Raw genomic sequence first — 6,461 nt, forward strand, 5'->3', positions numbered from 1 at the left:
TTTTCTTTAATAATTAATGCTCCGAGTGCTGTCCTGAATGTTTTGGCGGGTGTACCCATTTCTTCTGAAAAAAGTGATGCGTATTCCGCTTCAAATTCTGACCAGGGAATGAGGTTGGCCATAATTACCCAACGATTGTCTTGGGATAATTTCCCCTCAAAGGGCAGCTCGAAGTTTTCTGGTGGGGTTGAGGGTAACTCGCTTTTACGGTACATTAGCACTAATTAGAGAAGATGCAAGGGTGATGCAAGGGTTTTAAGAGATTCTAGCAGATTTAAGTGCATTTGGGAAGCTCTCAATCAAGCTAAAAGCCCTTTCCTGTAAGGTTTTTACCATTATTCAGCCAACCCTAATTAGAATGCCAAAAGGTCAGGAAAAACGCCCCAAGGCCACACCAATCAGGATAGCAACCCCAAAAAAGAGACGATACCAGACAAAAACCCAGGTACTCTGTTTTTTGAGATAATCTAATAACCAAGCGATCGAAAGATAGGAAAATATCGCCGAGGAAATTACCCCAATAGCTAGGGGAATTAATTCACTGGTGTTAATCTGGTCGAGAACGCCTTTAAATTCCACTAAACCGGCTAAAGTTATCGCCGGAATCCCCAGCAGAAAGGAAAATCGCGCCGCTACGGCCCTTTCTAAACCCATGAATAACCCGGCAGTTAAGGTGGACCCAGAACGAGATACCCCCGGTATTAGGGCTAAAGCTTGGGCTAATCCCATTAAAACCCCGTCTTTTTGTCGCAAAGTCTCGAAACTGCGTTTATGTTTCCCGATTTTTTCGGCCGTACCTAAGAGTAAAGCCATGACTATAGAGGCACAGGCGATCGCTGTCATGCTTCTCAGGGGGGAGTTATCTAAATCGGGAATGAAAAGTTTCATTAACAAACCGAAGAAAACGATCGGAATTGTGCCTAGGATAATCCCCACGGCTAAACGAAAATCCGGGGAACGATAATCGGAACTAGCCACCGCTTTCACCATTCCCGTGGATATTTGCCTTAAATCCTGCCAAAAATAGGACAATACCGCCGCAATACTGCCCAATTGAATCACTGCTGTATAGGTGACACCGGGATCTCCCCAACCCAAAAAGACGGGAATCGCTTTTAGATGAGCGGTACTGCTAATCGGCAAAAATTCCGTCACTCCCTGCACAAATCCCAAAAAAATCGCCTGTAACCAGTTAATTTTTGCCAGAGGTATGGTGCTAGTGGTTGATTGGGCAATGACGGCGGGTGTAATCGCCAAAATCACCGTTATTATCGCTAGTCCTAGCCATTTATAGCTTTTTTTCAGTAAGGAAAACATCATGTTTGAGTAAAAAAAGGGGATAGGTGTGGGGTGTGGGGAAATTAACTAATCAATATTACTGCCTTTTGTCTATTTCCCATTCTCCTATCTCCTATCTCCTATCTCCTATCTCCTGTCTCCTAATTTAAGTATAAATACTTGTTGACAACCCATAGTCGTTATGAGTACACTTAATTTAGACAAACTCGAAATGAGTACGACTTAGTAATTAGGAGTTGAAGATTATGCTACCAAACCGAGAAGGACAGAGAGTTCCCGATGTCACCTTTCCCGTGCGTCAAAATAATCAATGGGTGAACATCACCAGCGAGGAATTATTCAAAGGAAAAACCGTTGTTCTTTTTGCCTTACCAGGGGCATTCACTCCCACCTGTTCCACCTCCCATTTACCCGGATATAACGAATTGGCCCCAGTTTTTCGGGAAAATGGCGTAGATACTATTGTTTGCTTGTCGGTGAATGATACCTTTGTCATGAACGAGTGGGCAAAAGACCAAGAATGTGATAATGTCGTCTTAATTCCCGACGGTAACGGCGAATTTAGCGCAGGAATGGGGATGTTAGTCGATAAAGCTGATTTAGGTTTCGGTAAACGTTCTTGGCGCTATTCGATGCTAGTCAAAGATGGTGTTATCGAGAAAATGTTCATCGAACCAGAAGAACCGGGAGATCCTTTCAAAGTCTCCGATGCGGAAACGATGTTACACTACATCAACCCAGAAGCCAAAAAACCGCCTTTAGTCTCTCTTTTCTCGAAAGTAGGCTGTCCCTACTGCCTCCGGGCTAAGAAAACGTTAGAAGAAAAAGGCCTACAATACGAAGAAATTATCCTCGGACGGGATGCCACCAGTCGTTCTCTGCGGGCCATGAGTGGCAATACCACCACCCCACAAGTCTTCATTAACGGGCAATTAATTGGCGGTTCGGAAGAGTTAGCAGCTTATTTAGGAGCATAATTAATCAGTTAGACCTCAAGTTATCTTTCCATTGCAACTGGAGAGATATCTGTGAGAGGTTTTGCCCGGGCAAGTTAGAGCTTTTTTGTTGGGTGTGATTGTAGTCTGATGTATTTCGTTAATCATTTATAGCGTTTCTCAGTCTTATAAAGTACACCATCTGTTGCCTGTTCCCTAACTAAAACCAGAAACTTTGTGCCTCACAAGTATGAGAATTGCTGATTTTGTGAAAGCCCGTGACTTCATAAAGCCAAATGAAAAAGTAGTCGTTATCTTTACAGAGGGAAAACACTTTGTTCTCCACGATGACAACACTGGTTCAACGGGTCAGTGGAAGATCGATCCCAATCGTGAAGTTGACCGTATTATTCTTTATCATCGTGATGATGAGAATAATGCGAATAATTTGTACATAGCGAACCATGCTGGTGCAGAGCCAGCAGACAGGGAAGGTCGATACGACATTCGATTAACTCATGTTCAGTACATAGGGGCAACATCCGTAAATTGGGTTGAGTTTGCTGAAGGTGGGCAAAACCCAATTCGGTATCTTCCTTGATGTAGCTTTGATTACTGACGGTTCTTGTCATCCACTAATAGGTAGGTGAGAACACGAGGTAAACTATAAGCTGGGAGGTTGTGGTGAAAACTTATGAAGTTGACTGTAACACTTGACCGTGACGAAGATGGAGTTTGGGTTGTAGAATGCCCCAGCATTCCAGGTTGTGTCAGCCAAGGTAAAACGAGAGCAGAAGCTCTTGAAAATATCAGAGATGCAATTATCGCCTGCCTTCAAGTTCGTACAGAACGTGGGCTACCCCTAACGATTGAAACTCACCAAGTAGAGGTAATGGCATAATCATGTCCTCTGCTCTTCCTGTTCTCAGCGGACGTGAGGTGGTCCGAGTATTTGAAACCTTCGGCTGGCAAGTTGCGCGTCAAAGTGCAAGCCATATTATCATGGTTAAGGAGGGCGAACAGGTAACACTCTCTGTTCCTGATCATCGTGAAGTGGCAAAGGGTACGCTTCGTAGTCTTATTCGTACTGCTGGAATTACGGTACAAGAATTTGTTTCTGGCATGAGATGAGCGATAAGAGAGGTCTAACAATTCGAGTGCAGCGGACGGACGAAGGCTGCTGATGCTCAGTTCAAGGTTGTCTGATGCCGCTGATTCGAGCCGTTACTTGTACTGAGCGCATTGGAAGTATCAGTTATCAGCTACTTGTTGTCCGAATTAATTGGCCGTTTTTCAGTTTATTATCAACGTCCAATAGGATCAAAATCAGTCCCTTATGCACCCACAAAAATTATCGAGTATTTGTTAACTCATCAAGGAGAAAGATTATGGTAGCCACTCCAGTCAAAAGCAAAACCACGGGACAATACTACACCACCCGCATCGATTTAGCATTAGATATCCGCAAAGCTATGGTTGAAATCCTAAGCCAAACCCTTGCCGCTAGTTTAGACCTAAAAACTCAGGTTAAACAAGCCCATTGGAATGTCAAAGGTTTAAATTTCTACCAATTGCACAGCCTCTTCGACGAAATGGCCACGGAATTAGAAGACTATGGGGACATGGTAGCAGAACGGATTACCGCTTTAGGTGGAACCGCTTTGGGAACAGCACGCATCGCCGCCGCTAACTCGATTCTGCCGGAATATCCGGCTGATATCGTCGATGGTAGTGAACATCTTGTTGCTTTAGCCGAACGTTATGCCTTATACGCTTCCCATCTTCGTTCTGCTATTGATAGCACTGGCAATCAAGGGGATGCCGACACAGCGGATCTCTATACGGAAATCTCCCGAGACATCGATAAACGTCTCTGGTTCCTAGAAGCGCATCTGATTAAATCGGAAGATGTTATCGGTTAATTTAGAGATAAATTTGGGGTGTGTTAACGTGGCTTAATACACCTTAAATTCTCGTAATCGGTAAACGTAGCCAATCACTTATAGTCATTTCAATTAAAATTGAGAATATCAATCCCAGAGTTCATAAGGGTTTTGAAGAATTTTGTCGGTCTAGACTGTATCAGACTTATCTGAAATGACTATAACTACTATAGTTGAAACCCGATTAAATTTTCGATCGCCTTGACCAAATCTTGATTAGTCCAATTCTGGTACAGATAAGCGGCGATCGCACATCCCCCCGCACCGACTCCTTCCTTGACGAAACCCTGTTCATAAGCTTGCAAAACCGGGTATTTAGAGGCGGAAAAGTTTAATTGTGTGGCTAATAGGGGTATTTTTCCGATCATGCTGGCTAATCCCACCGTATCCCCCGTTTTATCTTCCGCTACCCAGCGAGTTGTGCCGACGATGATATTTTCCCAGTTAACGGGATAGGCATATTTAGCCACTAGAGCTTGAATTAGGGCAGAAACGGCTAACATTTGGGTTCCTCCGGCGAGGAGTACCCCACCCTGCCCACTAGCAGCGATCGCCATGCCAGCGACGAAAATCTGCTGAGGATCACCTAGGGCGGCGATTACCTCAAAAGGATCAAAAATTTCTTTTCGGGCTAATCCCTGCTCAACTATTGCCTGTTTCTGAGCATGATTGCACTGGGGATGGCTGCTGTTAACTTTGCCGTTGGCTCGATAACCCAATCCGGTGAGGATGGCGAGGGCGGTGGTGGTGCCACCCACCACACATTCGCCGATAATTAGATAACTAGACTCGCGGGCTAATTTTTTTCCCCAGGTTAGTCCTTGGGCGAACAGGTGTTTTACTATGGGGAGATCTAGGGCGCGGCCGGTGGAGAGACAACGGGCCGGTTGTCCCCCTAGTTCGATATAATCGACGGCTGGGGGCAAGGGTAAACCGGCGTTAAAAACGAGGACGGGAATGGCTAATTTTTCCACTACGGCGCGGGTAATATAGGCAGGGGAGGCTCCCACCGTGAGGGGGGGTAAGGGATAACGGGGATGGGGTGAAACTCCTTTAACGATAAATTCGGCATCGGCGATCGCGGTGTATTTTCTATCTTCCGGGGTGGCACCGGCGGTGGAGATTCCGGGGATTAATCCCGTCTCGGTAAAACCTAAAACTAGGGCAAATATCGGAGAAGATTTTTGATGGCACTCTAACCAATTTTGCCCCTGTTCGATTTCCGTGTAAATTTTAATCATCTGTTGATTTTGTCCTCTTACTTATCACTATTTCGCTCTCTCCATGAGATGATCTTTGATTTCAACATATTTAGAAAATAAGTTATCAATACTAGCCAGTTTTGCCCCGTATGCTAAGGCTGTAGCCATAATAATACGGTCAAAAGGATCTTTGTGAATGGGAGATAAATTAACGGCTCTAATGGCAATTTCGGAGGTAACTGAAAATATATCTATTTTAGCCGGTGTTAAAGCTTGTTGAATCCACTCTTGAAGGGTATAACTTAATTCTAATCTTCCCCGTTGGTTAGCAAGGGCTATTTCATAGCAAGAAATGGGGGAAACTCCGAGAGATTCTGCTAACTCAAATTTTTCTAGCCAATGCTCGGTAAATCTGTCAAAATTGCCATTTACTAACCACAACCAAATATGAGTATCAAGCACAATTACTTCAGACATTCCCAATCTTCTTCATCTACAATAGGACTGACCATATCACCTAGTATTTTAGCTTTATCCACCATATTCTCCACTGGAAAACGCCGTTTAAATAAGGATGATTTTTCTTCTAATAAGTTGTTTTTGCTGGCGGTGAAATTTTTAATTAATTGATAAAGTTCATCTAGTTGTTCTTCTGGTAGATTATCAATTGCTGTTTGAATAAGTTCTTTAACAGTCATAGTTTTACTCTCTATTTTCTGAACTTGAGTTATATTATAACATAACGGTTCCTTCAATAAAGGGACTCATCTTGATATTTTAACTAAAATACAGCAGACTAAAAAGACTCATTTAAACCGTTTATTCTTAGATTAGCGGAATCTCCCCCAATGCAAGAATGCCTCGTCTCAAAAAGTAATTTAAACACTTAAGTAGCTGGTTATAATTAAATTTAAAATGGATTTTAGGTTTGATCCCCCCTGCCCCCCTTGATAAGGCTATCCATTAGTCACATCTTTCTTAACATAAAATTTGACAAAAAGAGAAAAGTGTGCAAGATGGCTCAAGGAGGTTCTATGGGGGGACTAATTTGATGAGATAGTTTCCAAGTCTGGCTGATATCA

Annotated in this window: 9 protein-coding genes and 1 pseudogene; 5 read left to right on the top strand and 5 right to left on the bottom strand. The window is 43.4% G+C overall.

Annotated features, from left to right (window positions below):
* Window positions 1-215 (bottom strand): annotated as a pseudogene (locus IQ224_RS20415) (IS5/IS1182 family transposase); the annotation flags it as partial.
* A 154-nt stretch (window positions 216-369) separates the two neighbouring features.
* Window positions 370-1,320: an undecaprenyl-diphosphate phosphatase gene (locus IQ224_RS20420; protein ID WP_036400155.1), complete on the bottom strand. Its 951-nt coding sequence runs from the start codon at window positions 1,318-1,320 to the stop codon at window positions 370-372.
* Between the two features lie 224 nt (window positions 1,321-1,544).
* Between IQ224_RS20420 and IQ224_RS20425 the strand changes: the two genes are divergently transcribed.
* From IQ224_RS20425 to dps, 5 genes are all read left to right on the top strand, one after another.
* Window positions 1,545-2,276: a glutathione peroxidase gene (locus IQ224_RS20425; protein ID WP_002742561.1), complete on the top strand. Its 732-nt coding sequence runs from the start codon at window positions 1,545-1,547 to the stop codon at window positions 2,274-2,276.
* A gap of 208 nt (window positions 2,277-2,484) precedes the next feature.
* Complete coding sequence (locus IQ224_RS20430; protein WP_002739434.1) at window positions 2,485-2,835, top strand: hypothetical protein; 351 nt, start codon at window positions 2,485-2,487, stop codon at window positions 2,833-2,835.
* A gap of 93 nt (window positions 2,836-2,928) precedes the next feature.
* Entirely contained in the window at window positions 2,929-3,135 is a 207-nt protein-coding gene (locus IQ224_RS20435; protein ID WP_002742563.1) for a type II toxin-antitoxin system HicB family antitoxin, read from the top strand.
* Between the two features lie 2 nt (window positions 3,136-3,137).
* Window positions 3,138-3,365 carry a type II toxin-antitoxin system HicA family toxin gene (locus IQ224_RS20440; RefSeq protein ID WP_002739431.1) on the top strand — a complete coding sequence of 76 codons (228 nt, stop codon included), beginning with the start codon at window positions 3,138-3,140 and terminating at the stop codon, window positions 3,363-3,365.
* Between the two features lie 257 nt (window positions 3,366-3,622).
* Window positions 3,623-4,156, top strand: coding sequence for a DNA starvation/stationary phase protection protein Dps (gene dps, locus IQ224_RS20445; protein ID WP_194033428.1), 534 nt, complete (start codon window positions 3,623-3,625; stop codon window positions 4,154-4,156).
* Window positions 4,157-4,344: 188 nt separating this feature from the next.
* On the opposite strand, the gene cobT is transcribed toward dps, so the two are convergent.
* The 3 genes from cobT to IQ224_RS20460 are packed head-to-tail and all read right to left on the bottom strand — an operon-like array spanning window position 4,345 to window position 6,077.
* The gene (gene cobT / locus IQ224_RS20450) at window positions 4,345-5,418 is read right to left on the bottom strand and encodes a nicotinate mononucleotide-dependent phosphoribosyltransferase CobT (protein ID WP_194033429.1); all 1,074 of its coding nucleotides are present in this window, start codon (window positions 5,416-5,418) and stop codon (window positions 4,345-4,347) included.
* A gap of 27 nt (window positions 5,419-5,445) precedes the next feature.
* Window positions 5,446-5,856, bottom strand: a complete 411-nt coding sequence (locus tag IQ224_RS20455; protein WP_194033430.1) for a type II toxin-antitoxin system VapC family toxin — start codon at window positions 5,854-5,856, stop codon at window positions 5,446-5,448.
* Complete coding sequence (locus IQ224_RS20460; RefSeq protein WP_194033431.1) at window positions 5,844-6,077, bottom strand: hypothetical protein; 234 nt, start codon at window positions 6,075-6,077, stop codon at window positions 5,844-5,846. Before IQ224_RS20460 ends, IQ224_RS20455 begins: the two co-directional genes overlap by 13 nt.
* Window positions 6,078-6,461 lie beyond the last annotated feature (384 nt).

It is taken from the genome of Microcystis sp. LEGE 00066, from assembly GCF_015207925.1.
Classification (GTDB): domain Bacteria; phylum Cyanobacteriota; class Cyanobacteriia; order Cyanobacteriales; family Microcystaceae; genus Microcystis; species Microcystis ichthyoblabe_A.

What these genes read in the sequence shown, in the direction of transcription:
- IQ224_RS20420 (WP_036400155.1), bottom strand. Translation starts at nt 1,320, where the DNA reads ATGATGTTTTCCTTACTGAAAAAAAGCTATAAATGGCTAGGACTAGCG.
- IQ224_RS20425 (WP_002742561.1), top strand. Translation starts at nt 1,545, where the DNA reads ATGCTACCAAACCGAGAAGGACAGAGAGTTCCCGATGTCACCTTTCCC.
- IQ224_RS20430 (WP_002739434.1), top strand. Translation starts at nt 2,485, where the DNA reads ATGAGAATTGCTGATTTTGTGAAAGCCCGTGACTTCATAAAGCCAAAT.
- IQ224_RS20435 (WP_002742563.1), top strand. Translation starts at nt 2,929, where the DNA reads ATGAAGTTGACTGTAACACTTGACCGTGACGAAGATGGAGTTTGGGTT.
- IQ224_RS20440 (WP_002739431.1), top strand. Translation starts at nt 3,138, where the DNA reads ATGTCCTCTGCTCTTCCTGTTCTCAGCGGACGTGAGGTGGTCCGAGTA.
- dps (WP_194033428.1), top strand. Translation starts at nt 3,623, where the DNA reads ATGGTAGCCACTCCAGTCAAAAGCAAAACCACGGGACAATACTACACC.
- cobT (WP_194033429.1), bottom strand. Translation starts at nt 5,418, where the DNA reads ATGATTAAAATTTACACGGAAATCGAACAGGGGCAAAATTGGTTAGAG.
- IQ224_RS20455 (WP_194033430.1), bottom strand. Translation starts at nt 5,856, where the DNA reads ATGTCTGAAGTAATTGTGCTTGATACTCATATTTGGTTGTGGTTAGTA.
- IQ224_RS20460 (WP_194033431.1), bottom strand. Translation starts at nt 6,077, where the DNA reads ATGACTGTTAAAGAACTTATTCAAACAGCAATTGATAATCTACCAGAA.